At 63.4% G+C, this 19,029-nt stretch carries 16 protein-coding genes; 1 reads left to right on the top strand and 15 read right to left on the bottom strand.

Annotated elements, in window-relative coordinates:
* Positions 1 to 11: 11 nt before the first annotated feature.
* From secDF to yajC, 3 genes are all read right to left on the bottom strand, one after another.
* The gene (gene secDF / locus FJ946_RS21095) at positions 12 to 2,564 is read right to left on the bottom strand and encodes a protein translocase subunit SecDF (RefSeq protein WP_140495775.1); all 2,553 of its coding nucleotides are present in this window, start codon (positions 2,562 to 2,564) and stop codon (positions 12 to 14) included.
* 89 nt (positions 2,565 to 2,653) lie between these two features.
* Entirely contained in the window at positions 2,654 to 3,700 is a 1,047-nt protein-coding gene (locus tag FJ946_RS21090) for a hypothetical protein (RefSeq protein WP_140564095.1), read from the bottom strand.
* Between the two features lie 76 nt (positions 3,701 to 3,776).
* Entirely contained in the window at positions 3,777 to 4,115 is a 339-nt protein-coding gene (gene yajC / locus FJ946_RS21085; protein ID WP_140495773.1) for a preprotein translocase subunit YajC, read from the bottom strand.
* Positions 4,116 to 4,401: 286 nt separating this feature from the next.
* Between yajC and FJ946_RS21080 the strand changes: the two genes are divergently transcribed.
* Positions 4,402 to 5,277, top strand: coding sequence for an ATP-binding protein (locus FJ946_RS21080; protein ID WP_140561514.1), 876 nt, complete (start codon positions 4,402 to 4,404; stop codon positions 5,275 to 5,277).
* A gap of 84 nt (positions 5,278 to 5,361) precedes the next feature.
* Here the strand turns inward: FJ946_RS21080 and FJ946_RS21075 are convergent, their stop codons facing one another.
* The 12 genes from FJ946_RS21075 to FJ946_RS21020 all read right to left on the bottom strand — a co-directional run bounded on the left by FJ946_RS21075 (position 5,362) and on the right by FJ946_RS21020 (position 18,936).
* Entirely contained in the window at positions 5,362 to 5,667 is a 306-nt protein-coding gene (locus FJ946_RS21075) for a hypothetical protein (RefSeq protein WP_140521031.1), read from the bottom strand.
* A gap of 238 nt (positions 5,668 to 5,905) precedes the next feature.
* Positions 5,906 to 7,435 carry a LysM peptidoglycan-binding domain-containing M23 family metallopeptidase gene (locus tag FJ946_RS21070; protein ID WP_140564096.1) on the bottom strand — a complete coding sequence of 510 codons (1,530 nt, stop codon included), beginning with the start codon at positions 7,433 to 7,435 and terminating at the stop codon, positions 5,906 to 5,908.
* 177 nt (positions 7,436 to 7,612) lie between these two features.
* Entirely contained in the window at positions 7,613 to 8,266 is a 654-nt protein-coding gene (locus FJ946_RS21065) for a protein-L-isoaspartate(D-aspartate) O-methyltransferase (protein WP_140495769.1), read from the bottom strand.
* A complete protein-coding gene (surE, locus tag FJ946_RS21060) occupies positions 8,263 to 9,021 on the bottom strand; it encodes a 5'/3'-nucleotidase SurE (protein WP_140517122.1) in 759 nt (252 codons plus the stop codon). Before surE ends, FJ946_RS21065 begins: the two co-directional genes overlap by 4 nt.
* Positions 9,021 to 10,325, bottom strand: coding sequence for a serine--tRNA ligase (serS, locus tag FJ946_RS21055; RefSeq protein ID WP_140564097.1), 1,305 nt, complete (start codon positions 10,323 to 10,325; stop codon positions 9,021 to 9,023). The genes surE and serS overlap by 1 nt, the downstream gene beginning before the upstream one ends.
* 375 nt (positions 10,326 to 10,700) lie before the next feature.
* Entirely contained in the window at positions 10,701 to 11,564 is an 864-nt protein-coding gene (gene tatC / locus FJ946_RS21050; protein WP_140495766.1) for a twin-arginine translocase subunit TatC, read from the bottom strand.
* On the bottom strand, positions 11,561 to 12,295 hold the full coding sequence (gene tatB / locus FJ946_RS21045) for a Sec-independent protein translocase protein TatB (RefSeq protein WP_140495765.1): 735 nt from the start codon (positions 12,293 to 12,295) through the stop codon (positions 11,561 to 11,563). Before tatB ends, tatC begins: the two co-directional genes overlap by 4 nt.
* A gap of 86 nt (positions 12,296 to 12,381) precedes the next feature.
* Positions 12,382 to 12,603 (bottom strand): twin-arginine translocase TatA/TatE family subunit, encoded by a 222-nt coding sequence (locus tag FJ946_RS21040; RefSeq protein WP_015317533.1) that lies wholly within the window; start codon positions 12,601 to 12,603, stop codon positions 12,382 to 12,384.
* Between the two features lie 179 nt (positions 12,604 to 12,782).
* Positions 12,783 to 13,562, bottom strand: coding sequence for an SMC-Scp complex subunit ScpB (gene scpB, locus FJ946_RS21035; protein WP_140521034.1), 780 nt, complete (start codon positions 13,560 to 13,562; stop codon positions 12,783 to 12,785).
* A complete protein-coding gene (locus FJ946_RS21030; RefSeq protein WP_140564220.1) occupies positions 13,559 to 14,362 on the bottom strand; it encodes a ScpA family protein in 804 nt (267 codons plus the stop codon). The genes scpB and FJ946_RS21030 overlap by 4 nt, the downstream gene beginning before the upstream one ends.
* Before the next feature lie 60 nt (positions 14,363 to 14,422).
* Positions 14,423 to 15,442, bottom strand: a complete 1,020-nt coding sequence (gene nagZ, locus FJ946_RS21025; protein ID WP_140517130.1) for a beta-N-acetylhexosaminidase — start codon at positions 15,440 to 15,442, stop codon at positions 14,423 to 14,425.
* 125 nt (positions 15,443 to 15,567) lie between these two features.
* The gene (locus tag FJ946_RS21020; protein ID WP_140564098.1) at positions 15,568 to 18,936 is read right to left on the bottom strand and encodes an SPOR domain-containing protein; all 3,369 of its coding nucleotides are present in this window, start codon (positions 18,934 to 18,936) and stop codon (positions 15,568 to 15,570) included.
* Positions 18,937 to 19,029: the final 93 nt, after the last annotated feature.

Genomic DNA, 19,029 nt, shown 5'->3' with positions numbered 1-19,029 from the left:
CGGGTCGCGCGTCAGGTCGCGACCGCCTTGCCGCCGCCGACCGGCTTTTCCTCGTCCGAGCTCGTGGCCTGCGGCCGCAGCTTGAATAGGATCAGCAGCGGCGCGGCGATGAAGATCGACGAATAGGTGCCGAAGATGACGCCGAACAGCATTGCCATCGTGAACGAGCGGATCACCTCGCCGCCGAACAGCACCAGTGCCAGGAGCGCCAGGATCGTCGTCACCGAGGTCAGCGTCGTTCGCGACAGCGTCTCGTTGATGGCGTTGTTGAGGAGCTGCGGCAGCGGCATCTTCTTGTATTTCCTGAGATCCTCGCGAACGCGGTCATAGACCACGATCGTGTCGTTCAGCGAGTAGCCGATGATGGTCAGGATCGCCGCCAGCGACGATTGGTTGAACTCCAGCCCGGTTATAACGAAGAAGCCTATGGTCATGACCACGTCATGGACCGTCGCCACGATGGCGCCGACCGCGAACTGCCATTCGAAGCGGAACCAGACATAGATCAGGATACCCACCAGCGCGACCAGCATGGCGATCGTGCCTTGCTTGGCCAGTTCTCCTGACACGGTCGGTCCCACCACCTCGACGCGGCGGAAATCGTAATTGTCCTGCAACTCGCCGCGCACCTTGTCGATGACGGTCTGCTCGGCATTCTCGCCGCCGTCCTGCGTGCCGACACGGATCAGCACGTCATTCGGCTCGCCGAACTGCTGCACCTGCACTTCGCCGATATTCAGTTCCGAGAGCCTGGCTCTGATGTCGGCAAGATCGGCATTGCCGCTCTTGGACTTCACCTCGATCAGCGATCCGCCCTTGAAATCGATGCCGTAATTGATGTCGACGGTCATGAACAGCACCACCGACAGGACCGACAGCAGGCTCGACAGCGCGAAGGTCCAGCGGCGGATGCCCATGAACGGGATCTTCGTGCCGGGCGGAATGAAGGTTACCGGCGCCCGCGGCAATTCCTTCGGGCGCGCGCGGCGCAGCCAGATGGACACCAGCAGCCGGGTAAAGGTGAAGGCGGTGAACACCGTGGTCAGGATGCCGATGGCGTAGGTGATGGCAAAGCCCTTCACCGGGCCCGTTCCGAGATAGAACAGCACCACGGTCGCGATCAGCGAGGTGACGTTGGAATCGACGATCGTCGCCAGCGCCTTCGAGAAGCCGGTGTCGATCGCCTGGATCACCGAGCGTCCGGCGCGCCGCTCCTCGCGGATGCGCTCATAAATCAGCACGTTGGAATCGACGGCCATGCCGATGGTCAGCACGATACCGGCAATGCCTGGCAAGGTCAGTGTCGCGCCAAGCAGCGATAGCAGTCCGACGATCATCGCCACGTGCACCGCCAGCGCGATGTTGGCGAGGAAGCCGAGGAAGCCGTAGGCGACGAACATGAAGGCGACGACAAGGATAGAGCCGATGATGCCGGCGACCTTGCCGGCATGGATCGAATCTTGGCCGAGGCCCGGACCCACCGTGCGCTCCTCGATCACGGTCAGCTTTGCCGGCAGCGCGCCTGCGCGCAGCAGGACCGCGAGGTCATTGGCGCTCTCGGCCGTGAAATTGCCTGAGATCTGGCCGCTGCCGCCCAGGATCGGCTCGCGGATCTGCGGTGCCGAAATCACCTGGTTGTCGAGGATGATGGCGAACAGCTTGCCGACATTCTGCGATGTCGCCTGCCCGAACCGTGTCGCGCCGCGCGAGTTGAAGGTGAAGGAAACCACCGGCTCGTTGGTCTGCGAGTTGTAGGTTGCGGTCGCTTTGGAGAGGTCTTCGCCGGAAACGATGACGCGGTTTTCGATCAGGTAGGGAACCGGCGGATCGTCCTGCGAATAGAGGATCGATGAACCGGCCGGCGGACGGCCCTTCAGCGCATCCTGCACCGGCATAGACTGGTCCACCATCTGGAAGGTCAGCTTGGCGGTCTGGCCGATGATTTCCTTCAGCCTTTGCGGGTCCTGCAAACCGGGCACCTGCACCAGGATGCGGTCATCGCCCTGCCGCTGCACGATCGGTTCGGTGGTGCCGAGTTCATTGACGCGGCGTTCGACGACTTCGATCGACTGTGCCAACGCAGCCGAGGTGCGATATTTTATGCCGGCGTCGGTGACGGTGAATTTGAGCAGGCCGGGCTCGGAATCATCCAGCGCCATCTCCTGGACGGACCCGCCGGTGAACAGGCTTGCGGCGACCGGATCGGTCAGCGGCTTCAGTGCCGTCTTGGCCGCATCGAGCTGGTTCGGGTCCTGTATGCGGACCTGTACGGTCCTGCCCGTGCCCGCCAGGCCGGTATAGCCGATCTTGGCCTCGCGCAGCAGCGTCCTGATCTCGTCACGCGTCGTCTCCAGCTGCGCCTTGACCAGATCGTTCTGATCCATCTGGAGCAGGATGTGCGAGCCGCCCTGCAGGTCGAGGCCGAGCGTCATCTGCCGCTTGGGCACCCAGCTCGGAAGCTGCGCCAGCGTGCTTGCGGGAATGAGATTGGGCGCGGCGAGGACCACTGTGGCGGCCACGGCCAGCCAGATCAGGATCATCTTGAAGCGCGAGAAATAAAGCATCAGTTCTTATCCGTTCAGGCGTACAAGCGGCAGCATTCCGCCATCGGTTCGGTTCGCGGGCCCGTTTCTCATTCTGAGCACGGCCGGCCCTATCGTGCTTCTTCAGCGATTGTCAATCTTGCCGGCAATGGGCCGGTTCGCAACAGCATGGCGATGGTGTTGGCTTCCCGGACAGTGAAATTGCCCGAGACTTGACCGTAACCACCATCGATGGGCTCGCGAATGACAGGTGCTGAAATCACGTGGTCATCCAGGATCACAGCCAATGGCTTGCCCACATTTTGCGTTGTAACCTGTTTGAACCGTGCCGCGCCTTTGGCGCCAAACCGGAACACGACAACCGGTTCGTCATTTTGCTGCCCACTGTAAGTTGGGCGGGCGTCGAGCACGTCCTTATCCGAGAGAATGACCCGATTCTCGACCAGGTAAGGAACCGGCGGATCGTCCTGCGTATACACCACCAGCGAGCCAACAGGCGGGGAACCGCTGATCGCATCGTTCACCGGCATCGAAAGGTCAACCAAATGGAAGCTCAGGCGACCAGGCCGGGTGAGAATTTTTTCCAGCGTTTGCCGATCGGCGATGTCTGACGTCTGAACAACTATGCCGTCTTGGTCCGCTGGTTGGGCCACCGTGCCGGCGACACGCAGATCTTGGAGACGATTTTTGATGACCTTAATCGACTGAGAAATCGCGTTAGAGGTCTGATACTTCAAACCCGCATCCGTCAGCGTGAATTTGAGCAAGCCGGCTTTGCCGGAATCCAGCGTCATTTCCTGAACGCGGCTGTCCGGGGCAACATCCGTTACCGTCTTGAGCGCTGTCTTTGCCGCCTCAAGCTGAGCCGGATTCGTGATGCGCACCTGCAAGGTCCTGCCCGACACAGCAAGCCCCGTGTAGCCGATCCTGGCCTCCATCAGAAGCGCCCGGACATCGCCACGCGCAATCTTCAGCCGGCCGTCGATCACATCCGCCACCACCAGATGGAGCAGGAGATGCGAACCGTCTTGCCCTGCTCGAACGACTGCCGGACTGTCGGCAGGCCGCTCGGGCCGCATGGCATGCGGACTGGCGGCGAAAAGGTTGGACGCGTCGAAGACGGTCATCGTGGCTACGGCAAGCCACGTCAGCATCATCTTCAGGCGCCAAAAATGAGACATATGCCGTCGCTTGTCAGGGCCCCGTCCGCGGATCGCTCCGCCTGGAATTTGGTTATTTCTTGGCGTTCTGGTTCGCTACCGGCTCGCCCTTGACGCGCACGTCGGCGATCGTCGAGCGCAACGCCGTCACCTTCGTGCCGCCACCGAGGTCGATCTCGAGCTCATGGTCGTCGATCACCTTGGTCACCTTGCCGACGAAGCCGCCGCCGGTGACGACCGTGTCGCCGCGGCGCACGGCCGCCAGCATCTCGCCGCGCTTCTTCAGCTGCGTGCGCTGCGGCCGGATGATGAGAAAATACATGATCACGAAGATCAGGACGAACGGCAAAATGCTGATGAACATGTCGGGAGAAGCCCCAATGCCTTGGGCATATGCCGGTGTCACGAACATCGAGGTACTCCTGAATTTTGAAAACAGCCGCCAAACGGTTCAGTGGATTTGGCAGCCCCGCGAAATTTGGCCGGAATATAGTCGGTAAAGTTGCCAATGCAACTGCGTGGCCGGGCAAATCGGCTGCTTTTCCGGCCTGTTCGCCCGTGTTAGAGCATGACCGCGAAAAGCGCGAGCGGGTTTTCGCAAAAGATCGCGCTGTAACAAACGGTTGCAGCGAGTTTCGAAACCGTCGGGATCGAACCCGGCCACACCTTCCCTCGCGGAACCAGAGCAAAGACCTGAGATGACCGATACCAGCATCGACGCATTGAACCAGAAACTCGACCGCCTGATCGAGGCGGTCAGCCGCCTCGCCCCGCCGCCTGTGCCCGAAACCGACCTTGGCGGAGCCGATTGCTTCGTCTGGCAGGCGGATCCGGGTTACCTGGAGCCGGTGCGCAAGGTGAACCGCGTCGACATCGGCCTGATCCGCGGCGTCGACCGTGTGCGCGACATCCTCGTCGACAACACAGAACGCTTCGCCTCCGGCTATGCCGCCAACAACGTGCTTTTGTGGGGCGCGCGCGGCATGGGCAAATCGTCGCTGGTCAAGGCCGTGCATGCCGCAATCAACGCCTCGCCGAAACTCGACCGCCCGCTCAAGCTGATAGAGATCCATCGGGAGGACATCGATACGCTGCCGAAGCTGATGACGCTGCTGAAGGCCGCGCCTTACCGCTTCATCCTGTTTTGCGACGACCTCTCCTTCGACCATGACGATACCTCCTACAAATCGTTGAAGGCAGCACTCGAAGGCGGCGTCGAAGGCCGCCCGGCCAATGTCATTTTCTACGCCACGTCGAACCGCCGCCATCTTCTGCCGCGAGACATGATCGACAATGAGCGCTCCACCGCCATCAATCCGTCCGAGGCGGTCGAGGAGAAGGTTTCGCTCTCCGATCGCTTCGGCTTGTGGCTCGGCTTCCACAAATGTTCGCAGGACGAATATCTCGAAATGGTCAACGGCTACGCCAGCCATCATGGGCTCGACATCGACCCCGGGCAGTTGCGCGCCGAGGCGCTGGAATGGGCGACGACACGCGGCAGCCGCTCGGGCCGCGTCGCCTGGCAGTTCACGCAGGACCTCGCAGGCCGGCTCGGCAAGCCGTTGAAGGATTAGGCCCGGCTCACCGAGTGACGGCAGGAGCCGGCCACAAAAGTTTCGTGGCCGACCCGTCCGGGGACGCCGGTTTCTATATCGTGTTCATTCCCGCACAGGCTTTATGCTTCCCAGAACCATGGGAATATCGGTTTGTATCCCGAGTGTATCGGTCGCCCAGGCCTGCATTTCTGGTGAAGCATCACCTGATTTCAGGATGGAAATGGCCAGCTCGGACATGTCTGTGGGCGGCTTGGTATTGATCACCGCATAGGAGAAATAGCCGGCCAAAGCGGCACTTGCGATCGAAATGACCGGCGCAACGATTAAAGCAGTTGCTCGTACATGCGATTGCCAGCGATGCGTTGGGCTGGCGGACGGAAGTTCATCCTCTTCGACAGATTCAATCATTCCACTCTCCTTGCAGAGCGTCGAGAATGACTTTCCTCTACATTAGTTAAAATGCAAATAACCGCTTTTCTGACTGCGGCCCCGGTTTTGGAACGACAACATACATTGAGACAACGACGTGCATCCAGCAACCAACTGAAAAAGCCCGCTCCTTGCGGGGCGGGCTGAGCCGGCGGGCCGGACTGGAGGTCAGGCGGCCCGCAAATCGCTTTTTTTATTCTATTCGAAATAGCCCCAACTATTCGAGATAGCCGGAGGGATCGACCGGGGCCGAGTTCTTGCGCACTTCGAAGTGCAGCTTCGGCGAGTCCGTCGTGCCGCTCATACCCGACAGCGCGATCTCCTGGCCGCGCTTGACCTTCTGGCCGCGCTGGACCTCGATCGAGCTGGCGTGACCGTAGACGGTGACCAGGCCATTCTCGTGCCGCACCAGCACCGTATTGCCGAATTCCTTGAGGCCGTCGCCGGCATAGATGACGACGCCATTCTCGGCCGCCTTGACCGGCGTGCCTGCCGGCACGGCGATGTCGACGCCGTCCTTGCCGGAACCGAAGCCGGAAATGACGCGGCCGCGCACCGGCCAGCGCATCTTGCCTATGCCGGTGGCGTCCGGCGCCACAGCGTCGTCATCCTCGGCCTGCTGGATGACCTTGGCGTCTTTCTTCGGCGGCGTGTAGGAAGCCAGCGTTTGCGACGGCGTCGTCTTGGCCGTCGGCTGCGTCGTGGCTGTCGTCACCGGGTCTACCGCCGCAGGCTTTGCGGCGGCCACCGTGGCCGTTCCGCCGGCCGGCACCTTCAGCGTCTGGCCGATCTTCAGCAAGCCGTCCTGCATGCCGTTCGCCTGCTTGATGGCGACAACCCCGACGCCAGTCTTCCTGGCGATCGAGGAAAGCGTATCGCCCGACTGCACCGTATAGGCGCCGGCGCCGGCCTTGGGCGCGGCGGCGGCCGTTTGCGGCGCGGGCTTGCTGTCTTTGGGCTTGTTCGCCGCGGCCGAAGCATCGACCTGCGCGGCTGACTTGCCCTCCTTGAGCTTCGGCTGCTGCGGCAGCACGGCGACCTTTTCCGGCGCGGTGGCCGGCAAGTCGCGCTTGCCGTTGGCTGGCTTGGCGTCGGCAACCCTGGGCTCGGCCTTGCTGGAATAGGCGTAGGCCGGAATGATGATCTTCTGGCCGGTCTTCAGCCCCTTGGTCGCGCTCAGCCCGTTGACCTTCATGATCACGTCGGCCGGCACCTTGTAGTGCTGCGCCAGCCCGGAGATCGTTTCACCGTCCCTGACGACGATTTCGGTGGCATGCGCCGTGCCGGCTGCCTTGGCGTCGGGCTGGGCATCCTTGAAGGGCTTGGCCGCGGGAGCAACCGTGCCGGTCGCCGTCCGGTCGACCTGCGGTGCCGGGCGCACCAGAGCGGGCGCCGATGCAACACGCACCGGATTGGCGGCGGGTGCCAGCGCGGGAGCGGGCTGCGCCTGGGCGACCGGTGGCGGCAGCGGCCGCGTCGACACCGGTTCGAGGCTGGAGCGGCTGACCGACTGCGTGTGGCTGCCATCGACCGGCGCGGCCGCGACATCGCCCGGATAGGGCTGCTGCACGGCATCCTGTTTGTTGATGATGGCGCGCTGATTGTTTGTCGAGGAGGTGAAGACGTCGTCGACGCCGTTGAACCGCGACACTTGCGAGCTGCACCCAGCCGCGGCACCCGCGATCATGAGAACAGCGCAGCCCCGCGCCAAATTGCGACTGTTTGCCTTCAAAACACTGAGTTGCATCGCACTAACCCGCACAAACTCTGCACCAACTGGACAGGATTAAAGCGCGTTAATGTTACTGGTCGGTTAACCCCTTAGAATCAGACGCAAAATTTCTTAAAATATTTGAGGCCGCCCAGACTGCCCATATAGAGGCACGCGCAGCCGCCGTTGCAGGCCGGCTGACATGGACAATCCCTAGATAACGGCCGCCAGGCTGCGCAATACCGGCTGCAGGCGCACGAGGCCGATATCCTCGCGCTCGAAACGGCTGCCGACCTTGGTGAGCTTGGCCAGCACCTGCTCGCCCTCCTCCGGTCCGATCGGCGCGATCACGATGCCGCCGCTCGACAACTGGTCGAGCAGGAAACGCGGCAGGCTGTCGAAGGCGGCCCAGGCGACGATCCGGTCGAACGGGCCTTCTGCGGCCAAACCGGAGGAACCATCCACCTGGCGCGCGATGACGTTGCCGATGCCGAGCGCCTCGAAGCGCTGCCGCGCCTGTTCGACCAGCGTCTTGTAGCGGTCGATGGTGACAACCCGGCCTGACAGGCGCGACATCACCGCTGCCGTATAACCGGAGCCGGTACCGATCTCGAGCACGCGATTCCCGACTTCGATGGCGAGTGCGGCGATCACCGCCGCCTGCATGTCCGCGCCCTCGATCGCTTCGCCGCATTCGATCGGCAGCATGCGGTCCGACCAGGCGATGGAATGGAATTGGGCGGCCAGGAAGCCGCGCCGCGGTGTCGCCTCGAAGGCCGCGATCAGCGCCTTCGGCACGGTCCCCCTGCCGCGCAGGCGCAGCAGGAAGGCGGCAAATCCTTCTCGGTCATCGATCGGCAGGTTCATGCAAGGGCCTTGCTCAGCTGGTCACGAATCTCATGCGCTGTGAGGTCGAGCTGCAACGGCGTCACCGACACCAGGCGATTGCGCAGCGCAAAAAGGTCGGTGCCCTGCTTGCCCTCGACGGGTTCGCGGCCGAAGCGCAGCCAGTAGTACGGCAGCCCGCGCCCGTCGCGGCGTTCCTCGACCCACAGGCTGTGTACGAGCTTGCCCTGCGAGGTGACCACCGTGCCGGCGACCTCTTCAGGCAGGCAGTTCGGAAAATTGACGTTGAGCAGCACGCCGTCCGGCAGCGGCGTCGCGACGAGTTTCTTGAGCAGCGCCGGCGCCAGCGCCTCGGTGGTCTCGTAGGGAACGACGCGGTCCTCGCCGACAGTGCTGTAGCCCTGGCTGAGCGCGATCGAGCGTATGCCGAGCAACGCGCCCTCCATCGCGCCGGCGACGGTTCCCGAATAGGTGACGTCGTCAGCGATGTTGGCGCCGGAATTGATGCCCGACAGGATCAGGTCGGGCGCGCCGGGCAGGATCTTCTTCACGCCCATGATGACGCAGTCGGTCGGCGTGCCGCGCACGGCAAAGTGCTTCTCGCCGATTTTCCTCAGCCGCAGCGGCTCCGAGATCGACAGCGAGTGCGCATAGCCGGACTGGTCCTGCTCCGGCGCCACCACCCAGACATCGTCGGACAATGTGCGCGCGACGCGCTCGAGCGACGCCAGGCCCTCGGCATGAATGCCGTCGTCATTGGTCAGGAGAATACGCATTATTTCGATTCGATCTTTTCCAGACCGCCCATGTAAGGCCGCAGCACTTCAGGAATGGTTACGCTGCCATCCTCGTTCTGGTAGTTTTCGATGACGGCGATAAGCGCGCGCCCGACAGCGGTGCCCGAGCCATTCAGCGTATGGACGAAGCGGTTGCCCTTGCCGTCCTTGTCCTTGTAGCGGGCGTCCATGCGCCTGGCCTGGAAATCACCGCAGACAGAGCAGGACGAGATTTCGCGATAGGCGTTCTGGCCGGGCAGCCACACCTCGATGTCATAGGTTTTTCGCGCGCCAAAACCCATGTCGCCGGTGCACAGCACCATGGTGCGGAACGGCAATTCGAGCCGCTTCAGCACTTCCTCGGCACACTCGGTCATCCGCTCATGCTCCGCGAGCGAGGACTCCTGGTCGGTGATCGACACCAGCTCGACCTTGTAGAACTGGTGCTGGCGCAGCATGCCGCGCGTGTCGCGCCCTGCCGAGCCGGCCTCCGAGCGGAAGCACGGCGTCAGCGCGGTGTAGCGCAACGGCAGTTTCTCATGCGCGGTGATCTCCTCGCGCACGAGGTTGGTGAGCGGCACTTCGGCGGTGGGGATCAGGCCAAGCCTGCCATCTCCATGCGGCGTGAAGAACAGATCCTCCTCGAACTTCGGCAGCTGGTTGGTGCCGAAAAGAACATCGTCCTTGACCATCAGCGGCGGGATGACTTCCTCATAGCCATGCTCGGTCGTGTGCAGGTCGAGCATGAACTGGCCGATCGCGCGTTCCATCCGCGCCAGCCCGCTCTTCAGCACGGTGAAGCGCGAGCCCGACAGCTTTGCCGCACGCTCGAAATCCATCATGCCGAGCGCTTCGCCGATCTCGAAATGCTCCTTCACCCAGTTCGGGCGGGTCGGCACCTTGCCGACGATATGCTTGACCACGTTGTCGTGCTCGTCCTTGCCGACCGGCACATCGTCGAGCGGCACATTGGGCAGCACCGCCAGCGCGTCGTTAAGCGCCTTGTCGAGCTCGCGCTCGCGCGCCTCGCCGTTCTGGATGAAGGTTTTTATCTCACCGACTTCGGCTTTCAGTTTTTCGGCAAGGGCGGCATCGCCCGAACGCATGGCATTGCCGATCTCTTTCGAGGCGGCGTTGCGGCGTTCCTGCTTGGTCTGCAGCTCGGTAACATGTTCGCGCCGCGCCTCGTCCCTGGCGATCAGGTCATCGACGGTGGACTGCGCTTCCTCGACCGACCACGAGCGCTTGACCAGCGCCTCGACAAGGGCCTTCGGGTTGTCGCGAATCCATTTGATGTCAAGCATGGTCTGAAAGCTCCTGCGGTAGCTTGCCGCCAAAGCGCGCGGCGGTTTGCGCTACGATATGCCCAAGAATAAAGCCTGAAACGCATCGTCGGTTTCGCGATGCGTTTCAGGCCAGAGGGGGTAAACCGCATCTCTGATCGATGCAAGATCGGGCTTGCTGACGGCAGGGGCCGCGAGCCCGCTTTCGAGTGGTGAGGGATAGCGCGACAGTCCAGAAATAAAAAACCCGCCTCGGCGGCGGGTCGTTGGCGCAAATCAGCACCATAACCGAATATGTACCATAGCGGCGGGCACCAAGTCAAGAAAAAATTCCTATCGGTACCGGGCCGCGCACCGATTCCGAGGCCGGCAGCCCGCAGGGGCGACGCGCCTGCCCTATGTGGAGGATGCGTCTGCCGGCTTTTCCGCCACCTCTTCCTCGGATTGCTGCTTCTCCCGCGCCAGGCGCTCGCGCTCCTGGCTGCGTTCGATCATCCGCGCCGACCAGATGGCGACCTCGTAGAGCAGGATGGTCGGGATGGCGAGGCCGATCTGGCTCATCGGGTCGGGCGGCGTCAGCACCGCCGCGACGACGAAGGCGATGACGATCGCCCATTTGCGCTTCTCGGCCAGCGCCTTGGATGACAGCATGCCGACGCGCGTCATCAGGCTGGTCACCACCGGCAGTTGGAATACCAGGCCGAAGGAGAAGATCAGCGTCATGATCAGGCTGAGATATTCCGACACCTTCGGCAGCAGCGAAATCTGCACCTGGTCGTTGGTGCCCGATTGCTGCATGGCGAGGAAAAACCACATCACCATCGGCGTGAAGAAGAAATAGACCAGCGAGGCGCCCATCAGGAACAGGATTGGCGACGCGATCAGGAACGGCAGGAAGGCGTTGCGTTCGTTCTTGTAGAGGCCGGGCGCGATGAACTTGTAGATCTGCGTGGCGATCAGCGGAAAGGCGATCACCATGCCGCCGAACATGGCGAGCTTGACCTGCGTGAAGAAGAATTCCTGCGGCGCGGTATAGATCAGCTCGACCTTGTGCGGGTCGAGCCCCGCCCATTGCGTCGCCCATTTGAATGGCACCACAAGTAGGTTGAACAGCTTCTTGGCGAAGAAGAAGCAGACCAGGAACGCGGCGAAGAAGCCGCCGAGCGACCAGATCAGCCGGCGGCGCAACTCGATGAGATGCTCCATCAGCGGCGCCGAGGATTTCTCGATCTCGTCCTTTTCCTTGTCCGAAACGCTCACTTGGCGGCTCCCGCCGTCTTTTTGGCCACTGGCTTCTTCGCTGGAGCCGGTTTCGCCTCGGCCTTGGTCGTCGCCGCCTTGGCTGCTGCCGGTTTGGCAGCCTTTGACGCCGCCACGGGCTTCGCCGGCGCTTTGGGTGCTGGCGCGGGTTTGGCGGTCGCCGCTTTCGCAGGCGTGGAAGCTTTCGCGCCGTTCGCCGAAGCCTTGGCGGGCTTGGCCGCTTTCCCTGCCGCAGGTGTCTTTGGCGCCAGCTCTGTCGGCGCTGAAGACGCCACCACCGATTCATCGGTCATGACTGGGAAGATCGGCGCGGCCGGCGCGGTATCGGGTTCAGTGGGCCCCGGCATGGTGGTCGCGCCGTTCTTCAACGGTTCGGCCGCCTGCGGCACCGAGCCGGCGGGCGCTGCCGTATCGACGGCCGGCTTCGGCTTCATCGCCGCGTCGACGCCGGAACGTACATCGGCGGCCGCCTGCTCGAACGGATTGAGCTGTTTCCTGATCTCGGCAACCGGGCTGAGCCCCCTTAGCTCGTCGACCGATTTCTTGACGTCGTCGAGCTCCGCTTCCTTCAGCGCCTCGTTGAACTGCTTCTGGAAATCGGCCGCCATGGCACGCAGCTTCGCCGTCGTGCGGCCGAAGGTGCGCAGCATGTTGGGCAAATCCTTCGGCCCGACGACCACGATCATAACGATCGCGATCACCAGCATTTCGGTCCAGCCGACTTCAAACATGGCTATCCGTTCCGACTAATGCATGCCGCCCAAAAGTGCGAAGCGGTTCTGGGACAACGACACACACAAAAGCAACAACCCTTGGCTCAGCTCTTGCTGGCCTTTTCCTTCGCTGCCGAAACGGTTTCGTCGGCGCGATGTTCGACGGTACGCTTGTCGTCGGCAACGTCGTCGTCGGCCATGCCCTTCTTGAAGCTCTTGATACCCTTGGCCATGTCGCCCATCAGCTCGGGTATCTTGCCGCGGCCGAACACCAGAAGCACGATGACCAGCACGATCATCCAGTGCCAAATCGAAAATGAACCCATAGCAACTCTCTCTCGAATGGTTTCCCTGGCGATGATCTATGCGTTTTCGCGTTGGGATTCAAACACAACCGCGACAGAGTTTATGAAAGGGTGTCGGATGTCACGCATTTTCCGCGATGCGGTCCGCTACCAATCGGCGCATCTAGCCCGGGAAAGCCTCCAGGAACAGAGGCTTGCGGTCAATCTTCCGTGACGCGCGGCGTCAGCAGGCCGAGTTCCTCGAGATCGATATCCGTCAGCGGATCCTCGTCCTCGGTCAGTACATCCGGGTCCGCCGGCGGCTGCGGAATGGAGAAATTCGACGGCATGCGGCCCGAAAGCAGGCCGGCACCCTTCAACTCCTCCATGCCGGGGAGATCGCGGATTTCCTCGAGCGCGAAATGGTCGAGGAAGGTTTCGGTGGTGCCATAGGTCACGGGACGGCCGGGCGTTTTGCGCCTGCCGCGCATGCGTACCCATTCCGTCTCCAAGAGCGTATCCAGCGTGCCCTTCGAGGTTTCGACGCCTCTGATGTCCTCGATCTCGGCGCGCGTCACCGGCTGGTGATAGGCGATGATCGCCAGCACTTCGAGCGCCGCGCGCGACAGCTTGCGCTGCTGGACGGTGTCGCGGCTCATCAGGAAGGCGAGATCGCCGGCGGTGCGAAACGCCCAGGCATCGCCGACCCGCACCAGGTTGACGCCGCGCCGCGCATAGATCTGCTGCAGCTCGGCCATCGCGAGCGCGATGTTGATGCCATCGGGAAGGCGCGCGGCCAACTGCTTTTCGCTGACGGGCTCGGCACTGGCGAAAACGATCGCCTCGGCCATGCGCACCGCCTCCGCCATATGCAGCCGCTCGGCGGGATTCTGCGCCGGATTCTGGGCCGGATTCTGAACCGAAGCCTGGTCGATCTCGCCCTCCTCCGGTTCGTTGTCCATCTTGAACGGGACAACCGAAGCGTTGGCGCGTTCGCTCATGATGCCACCTCGACTGCCTTGATTGCCGGTGCGCGGTGGTCGCGCAGATAGATCGGCGCGAACACCTCGTCCTGCCGCACATCCATCTTGCCCTCGCGCACGAGTTCCAGTGTCGCCGCGAACGAGCTGGCGATCGCGGTGCGCCGCTCTTCCGGGCTGGACAGATATCGGACGAGAAAACTGTCGAGCGCCGTCCAGTCCTGCAGCGAGCCGATCAGCCTTGTCAGGATATCGCGGGCGTCCTTGAGCGACCAGACGCCGCGCCTGGCGATCGTGACATTGGTGATTGCCTGCTTCTGGCGCTGCTGGGCATAGGCGGTGAGCAGATCGTAGAGCGACGCCGAATAGGCATTGCGCTTCTCGATGATGACCATTTCCGGCATGCCGCGCGCGAACACGTCGCGGCCGAGCCGGTTCCGGTTGACCAGCCGCGCCGATGCATCGCGCATGGCTTCCAGCCGCTTGAGCCGGAATTGCAGCACCGCCGCCAGTTCCTCGCCGCTTTCGCCTTCCTCGCCCGGCTGCTTCGGGATCAAAAGCTTCGATTTGAGGAAGGCGAGCCACGCCGCCATCACCAGATAGTCCGCGGCGAGCTCAAGTCTCAGTGCCCTCGCCGTCTCGACGAAGGCCAAATACTGCTCGGCCAGCGCCAGGATGGAAATGCGCGCGAGATCGACCTTCTGGTTGCGGGCAAGATGCAGCAGAAGATCGAGCGGGCCTTCGAATCCTGCGACGTCGACGACCAGCGACGGATCGCCGGTCAGCCGGGTATCATCGCTTTCGGCCCACAGGCGGTCCATCGGTGCGGCCTTCCCGGCCTTGCTTTCCAATGCTTCCGCCACGTCCCGTTCTTCCCTCTGTCAGGCCACCGCATCGAAATAGGTGGCGAATTCGGCGCGTATCTCGGTTTCTTCAGCCGCGTCGCGTTTTTCTATATAGGTCATTGCCCGGTTTGCGCGCTCAAGCGACTTGCCCTCAAGCCCTTTGGTTCGCGATGCGATGCCCGCCATCTCCTCGAAAACGCCGTTGCAGTGAAGGACCAGATCGCAGCCGGCCGCAAGGATCGAGGCCGCCTTTGTCGGGAAATCCCCAGAAAGTGCCTTCATCGAGGTGTCGTCGCTCATCAGCAGCCCATCGAAGCCGATCTCGCGGCGAATGATCTCGTCGATGACCTTGCCGGAGGTGGTTGCCGGGTTTTTCGGATCGATCGCGCTGTAGACGACATGCGCGGTCATGGCCATCGGCAGGTGGTTGAGTTCCCTGAACGGCGCAAAATCGTGCCGCTGCAGCTCGCTCATCGAAGCGTCGACGACAGGCAGTTCGAAATGCGTGTCCGCGAAAGCCCGGCCATGGCCGGGAATATGCTTCATGACCGGCAGCACGCCGCCAGACATCAGGCCTTCCGCCGCGGCGCGGCCGAGTTCGATGACCGGGCGCGGCTCCTTGCCATAGGCGCGCGCGCCGATGACGTCGCTCGCCCCTTCGATCGGCACGTCGAGCACCGGCAGGCAATCCGCCGTGATGCCGTAGCGCAGAAGGTCGAAAGCGTGCAACCGCGCCATCAGCCAGGCGGCACGGGCTCCGGCGTCATGGTCGTCGCGCCACAGCGCACCGAGCGCGCCGCCGGCTGGATAGTTCGGCGCCAGCGGCGGCCGCAGCCGCTGCACCCTGCCGCCTTCCTGGTCGATGAACACCAGCGCGTCCGGCCGTCCGATGCAGTCGCGCATCTCGGCGACCAGATCGCGGATCTGCTCGGTCTCGCTGATGTTGCGGGCAAACAGGATGAAGGCCCACGGGCATTCATTGCGATAGAAACTGATTTCTTCGCGGGTGAGCGATTTCCCGGCACAGCCGAGGATCATGGATTTTGATTCGGTCATGCCGACGAGTCTAGAATCTTCCGCGGCCAAAGGGAATCACGTCGAAAAGTGCAAAAAGAAAACGGCGCGGCGTTGAGGCCGCGCCGGTTCTCAAACTGCTCTCCTCCGACACGGGAGGTGAATGACTACCTCGACACGAAGCAGTTGCCGCCGGCAGCCTTGTAGCTGGTGCACAGATTGATGGCATCGTTGCGCGACTGCGCGGGCACGCGGACGCGGTAGAAAGTCCCCTTGCCGGCGATCTCCGCCTTGACGATGTTGGCGGTGCGGCCGGAAAGCACGCCACCATAGCGACGCTGCAGATCCTGATAGGTCGACTGCGCGCTTTCGACCGTCGGCTGCGAGGCGATCTGCATCGACCACGAACCGCCGCCGGTCGAGGGCGCCGCGGGACTGATGGAGGCAACCTGATCGGGCTTGACCTCGCCGACCACGTCGACCGGCTGGTCGGACGGGCGCTGCGGCGCGACCGGAACCTTGGCCGGCGTGTTGGCCGACTGGGCCTTGGCTTCCGCCTTGGGCTCGGCCACCGGTTTCAGGGCTGGCTCGTCGTCCGCCTGCGCGGCGTCCGGCGCCACCGTGCCGGTCTGGTCGGCATCGGCCTGAGCCGACGGCGCGACATGTTGCGGCGCCGGATCGACCGGCTCCACGGCAGCCACTTTCGGTGCGGCGGGCGCCGGATCCTCACGCGGCACCAGCGACCCGTCCGATTTGACCACCATGGTCCTAACCTTGCGCGGCGCCACGGCGACGACGTCGGGATTTGCGCCCTTGTCGACATCCTGCAGAACCTGCGCGATGCGGTCCTCCGACTTGGCTGCGGGCGCGGCGTTGTTGGCCGGCGCCGCAACGGCAGTCGGAGCATCGCCGCCGTCGCCGTCCGCCATGTCGGCTGCGGTCTGGTCGGGCGAGAGATCGACGGCGCGAGCCGGATCCTTCGCCGCCACATCCACCGGTTCCTCGACATTGGTGACGAGCTTCTGCTGGACCGGCTCGGCGGGCTTGGCGCCCTTGGCGACCGCGTCGTAGACCTTGTTGTCCTGGTTCGGCACCACGGCGCCGCCCGGATTTTCCGGCTTGACCTTGATCGGTGCGTTATCCGCCTTGACCAAGACCGGGGCGTCACTGCCGCCCTGGCCGCCCGGAGACAGCGCGAAGGCGCCGAGGCCTCCGGTGACAACGACTGCACCGACAATGGCGGCGATGAGCAGGCCGCGCCTGCGCGGCGACCCGCCGGCCTCGCGTTCGGCGAGACCAGGAACCGACATCGCCTCGTCCAGCTCGGGATCGTAGTCGAGCTCGTCGACGGCAAAATCGTCGGCCTGTGAAACCGGCTGGCTGCCGGGCAAGTCGTCGACGTCGAAGCCATTGGTGGCGTCGGCATAACCCGCCGGCGCTGTCGCGCGGGCAGACATTTCCGCTGGCCGTGCCGCGTAGGTGCGCGCCTCGGGCTGATAGCCCGGCTTGAGCCCCTCATAGCCCGGCTTGAGCGTCTCATAGCCCGGCTTGAGAGCCTCATAGCCCTGTTCAAAGGCATCGTATCCCGACTTGAAGCCGGGATTGTAGGAGTCGTCGGCATAGGGCGCGCTGGCGTTTGCGGGAGCCGCAGCGACATCCACTGTATTCATCTCGGTCAGCAGATTGGAGAATTCGGCGTCGAGATCGTCGTAGCCGGGCGCGGCCGGCTCGTCCTCTTCGAAGTGCAATTCCGGAATGTCGAGATCATCCTGAAGCGCCACGACGCGCTCCGGCACATCGACGGTCTCGACGTCAGGCATCTCGTCATCGAACGCGGACTGCTCGCGCTGCGCGGCGGCCGGCGCCGCATAAGCGGCAGGCTCGGCCGCACGATAGGTCGGGATCGCGGCAGCCGGCGCCGCCATGGGGGCCGCCGAAGCCATCGGCTGGGCGGTAAAACTCGCCTGTTGCGGCTGCGGGACCGGCGTAACCCGGCTCCACGAGCGGGCCGGCTCGGGCGGCGTGGACTGCGTCGTCAGCCAATCGAGGGGATCGTCGCGGAAAGTTTCCGGCGCGGCGGAATCCGCGGCGAGGTCTTCATCCCGGTCGATTCCTTCAGCCAGGTCGATGCTTGCGGCGAGTTCCGCTTCGAAATCATCGTCTTCAGAGACAGTGGCATGCGCGCCGAGGTCCTGGTCCTGAAGCTCATCGAGCATGAGATCGTCAAGATCGACGTCAGCGGTCGAGACCGCCTGATGCTGCTGCGTCGCCGCAGGTTCGTCCAGGTTCCAGTCGAGGTCACCGGCCGTCGGTTCTTCGTGGGGTTTCGCGGTCGCGGCGACAGGCTGCTGAACCGCGACCTCCTCCTTGGCCACCGGCGCCGGGCGCGCGCTCATGGCGCCCAACAGCGCGTTCAACTCGTCTTCAAGGCTACGCTCGACGGCGGCGGCATGCACCGGTTCGGCCATAGCCGGGGCGGCCGGATGAACGGGGGCAGCCACAGACTCAGCGGCCGGCTCGTCCGTCGCTTCGGCAAGCGCGTCGTTGAAATCCTGCTCGAAAGCATCGTCCAGCGGCTCATCGGCGGCCAGGTCTGCCGCCTCGCCTTCCGCATCCGTCGCCTCGGCGAACACGTCCTCCATTTCGTGCGCATCTGCCGTCTCGGCGGTCACGTCATGCGCGTCAAGCGCATCCGTCTCCGCAGCCACGGGCGCATCGGTCGCGACCGAGTGATCGGCAGCCAGATCGAAATCGATATCCGCCAGCCCGTCGTCGAAAGCCGTGGCGTCATCAAAGCGATCGCCAAAATCCTCTTCGGAAACCGCATGGTTCGCGTTCAGCGCCGCCTCGACGGGAGGCTCGACCGGAGCCGCGGCCGCTTCAGGCTGCTGCTCCGCCACGTGACCATCGAGCATCAGTTCGTCTTCGAGCGAAAGGGCAAAGCCATCGTCGAATTCATGGTCGACGGTAGGCTCCGCGACAGGCTCCGCCACTTCGGCGGCCAAGGCGGGCTCGGCCGCATCGGTCGCGTCATCAAGCCGGAAGTCCTGATCGAGCGATGCCGCAAGCTCGTCCGCCATGGGCAGATCGTCATCGAGCGGCGAAACGCCATCGAGAGAGCTGGCTACCGCATCGTCGAAATCCGTATCGAAAGCGGCATCGACGGTTGGCGCGGCCTCGGCAACAGCGTCGTCGGCACCATGCTCATCGTCGAGCTGCATGTCGTCGAACGCCATGGCGAGTTCGTCATCCATGCCGTCGGTAGCGGCGGCGTCGAACGCCGGCTCATCAACATCGGCGACCGTCGCGGCGTTGCCTTCGGCAAAGTCGAAGTCGCCCATCAACTCCTTTTCGAGATCGATGTCGAAATCGACCTCCTGCGCCTGCTGATCAGCGGCGGCTTTCGGTTGGGCGGGCGCCTGTGGCTTGACCGGCTGGCGCGGGTCGAACCCCATGATCCTGGTCAGTTCCGCGAACGGATCATCGTTGGCGATGTCGTTGTTGTCGGCTATTCTCAGCTGGGTTCTGTCTGCCATTATTGTTCCCGAACTCGCACTCATTCGGACGCCATGGACGTCGCGCAGGGTTGGCCCTTACCAGCGCAATGTGGGCAAAAGGTGACAGGTTTT

It is taken from the genome of Mesorhizobium sp. B2-4-7, from assembly GCF_006442685.1.
Taxonomy (GTDB): Bacteria; Pseudomonadota; Alphaproteobacteria; order Rhizobiales; family Rhizobiaceae; genus Mesorhizobium.
Note: the sequence above shows the minus strand (reverse complement) of the source record. Positions and strands in the feature narration are given on the sequence as shown.

Excerpts from the sequence above, each read along its gene's own strand:
- FJ946_RS21020 (WP_140564098.1), bottom strand. The coding sequence starts at position 18,936 with ATGGCAGACAGAACCCAGCTGAGAATAGCCGACAACAACGACATCGCC.
- scpB (WP_140521034.1), bottom strand. The coding sequence starts at position 13,562 with ATGAGCGAACGCGCCAACGCTTCGGTTGTCCCGTTCAAGATGGACAAC.
- FJ946_RS21070 (WP_140564096.1), bottom strand. The coding sequence starts at position 7,435 with ATGCAACTCAGTGTTTTGAAGGCAAACAGTCGCAATTTGGCGCGGGGC.
- FJ946_RS21080 (WP_140561514.1), top strand. The coding sequence starts at position 4,402 with ATGACCGATACCAGCATCGACGCATTGAACCAGAAACTCGACCGCCTG.
- FJ946_RS21075 (WP_140521031.1), bottom strand. The coding sequence starts at position 5,667 with ATGATTGAATCTGTCGAAGAGGATGAACTTCCGTCCGCCAGCCCAACG.
- FJ946_RS21040 (WP_015317533.1), bottom strand. The coding sequence starts at position 12,603 with ATGGGTTCATTTTCGATTTGGCACTGGATGATCGTGCTGGTCATCGTG.
- FJ946_RS21065 (WP_140495769.1), bottom strand. The coding sequence starts at position 8,266 with ATGAACCTGCCGATCGATGACCGAGAAGGATTTGCCGCCTTCCTGCTG.
- tatB (WP_140495765.1), bottom strand. The coding sequence starts at position 12,295 with ATGTTTGAAGTCGGCTGGACCGAAATGCTGGTGATCGCGATCGTTATG.
- secDF (WP_140495775.1), bottom strand. The coding sequence starts at position 2,564 with ATGCTTTATTTCTCGCGCTTCAAGATGATCCTGATCTGGCTGGCCGTG.
- surE (WP_140517122.1), bottom strand. The coding sequence starts at position 9,021 with ATGCGTATTCTCCTGACCAATGACGACGGCATTCATGCCGAGGGCCTG.
- serS (WP_140564097.1), bottom strand. The coding sequence starts at position 10,325 with ATGCTTGACATCAAATGGATTCGCGACAACCCGAAGGCCCTTGTCGAG.
- nagZ (WP_140517130.1), bottom strand. The coding sequence starts at position 15,442 with ATGACCGAATCAAAATCCATGATCCTCGGCTGTGCCGGGAAATCGCTC.
- FJ946_RS21090 (WP_140564095.1), bottom strand. The coding sequence starts at position 3,700 with ATGATGCTGACGTGGCTTGCCGTAGCCACGATGACCGTCTTCGACGCG.
- FJ946_RS21030 (WP_140564220.1), bottom strand. The coding sequence starts at position 14,362 with ATGGACCGCCTGTGGGCCGAAAGCGATGATACCCGGCTGACCGGCGAT.
- yajC (WP_140495773.1), bottom strand. The coding sequence starts at position 4,115 with ATGTTCGTGACACCGGCATATGCCCAAGGCATTGGGGCTTCTCCCGAC.